Genomic DNA, 1,425 nt, shown 5'->3' on the forward strand with positions numbered 1-1,425 from the left:
TGCGGATCGCCATCAGGCCCGGCATCTCGTGCTCGGCGAGGGTGATCTCCTTGCGGCCGAACTCGGCCAGGGACAGGTCGGCGACCTTGAAGTCCGTGAAGTCAGCGGACACTGGGGCTCCTTGAGGTCTGGATGTTGCGGTGGATGTCGAGCGCGGCGCTGGACCGGTTGAGCGTGATGTAGTGCAGCCCCGGGGCTCCCTCGGCCAGCAGACGCTCGGCCATGGCGGTTGCGTACTCGACGCCGATGCGGTGCCCCGACGCGGGGTCGTCCCGGGCGGCGTCGAGACGGTGTGCCAGATCCTCCGGGAAGGCGGCGCCGCTGAGTTCGGCGAAGCGGCGAATCTGCCGCACGTCGGTGGCCGGCATGATCTCCGGAATGATCGGAGTGTTGCATCCGGCGCCCGCCACCCGGTCGCGGAACCGGAGGTAGTCCTCCACGTGGAAGAACATCTGGGTGATGGCGTAATCAGCGCCTGCCTTGCACTTGGCGATGAAGTGCCGCAGGTCGGTCTGGGAGTCCGGTGACCTCGGGTGTCCTTCGGGAAACGCCGCCACACCGATGGTGAAGTCGCCCAACGAGCGGACGAGTTCGACCAGTTGGTAGGCATGGGCGAAGCCGTCCGGGTGCGGGATCCACGCACCTCGCGGGTCACCCGGTGGGTCGCCACGCAACACCAGGACGTCGCGGATACCGGCGTCGGCGTAGGAGCCGACGATGTGCCGCAGCTCGGCGACCGAGTGGTCGACAGCGGTGAGATGGGCGACCGGACGCAGCGTGGTCTGTGCGGCGATGCACCGGGTGACGGCGATGGTGCGGTCCCGGGAGGACCCCCCGGCGCCGTACGTCACGGAAACGAAGTCGGGCCGCAGCGCCTCCACCCGCCGGATCGCGTCCCAGAGGGCGCGCTCACCGTTCGCCGTCTTCGGTGGGAAGAACTCGAAGGAGAAGGTCGTCCTGGTGGCCGTCCCGGCGGTCGTCATGTGCGGCCTCCCGCGTTGAAGTAGCTCGCCTCGGGGTGGTGCACGACGATCGCGTCGGTGGACTGCTCGGGATGGAGCTGGAACTCCTCGGAGAGCCGCACGCCGATGCGCTCCGGCTCCAGCAGGTCCGCGATCTTCGCCCGGTCCTCCAGGTCGGGGCAGGCCGGATAGCCGAGCGAGTAGCGGCAGCCCTGGTACTGGGTGCGGAGCATCGCGCCCAGGTCTGCCGGGTCGTGCGCGCCGATGCCGAGTTCCGCCCGGACCCGAGCGTGCCAGTACTCGGCGAGTGCCTCGGCCAACTGCACGGACAATCCGTGCAGTTCGAGGTAGTCGCGGTAGGCGTCGGTCTCGAACAGCCGGGCGGTCTCCTCGCCGATGCGGGAGCCGACGGTGACGACCTGGAGGCCGACGACGTCGGTCTCGCCGGACTCCTCCGGGCGGA

The 1,425-nt window shown here is 69.3% G+C and carries 3 protein-coding genes; all 3 read right to left on the bottom strand.

Annotated features, from left to right (window positions below; genetic code table 11):
- Positions 1–112: adenosylhomocysteinase (locus tag ACZ7D7_RS33930; RefSeq protein ID WP_470829398.1), on the bottom strand; the 112-nt coding region annotated here is incomplete at its 3' end.
- Complete coding sequence (metF, locus tag ACZ7D7_RS33935) at positions 102–983, bottom strand: methylenetetrahydrofolate reductase [NAD(P)H] (RefSeq protein ID WP_470829396.1); 882 nt, start codon at positions 981–983, stop codon at positions 102–104. The genes metF and ACZ7D7_RS33930, both read right to left, overlap by 11 nt.
- On the bottom strand, positions 980–1,425 hold a 446-nt coding region (locus tag ACZ7D7_RS33940), incomplete at its 5' end, for a vitamin B12 dependent-methionine synthase activation domain-containing protein (protein WP_470829397.1). The genes metF and ACZ7D7_RS33940, both read right to left, overlap by 4 nt.

It is taken from the genome of Streptomyces sp. NPDC037054, from assembly GCF_055606745.1.

Coding starts and splice junctions, on each gene's coding strand:
- metF (WP_470829396.1), bottom strand. CDS start 983: ATGACGACCGCCGGGACGGCCACCAGGACGACCTTCTCCTTCGAGTTC.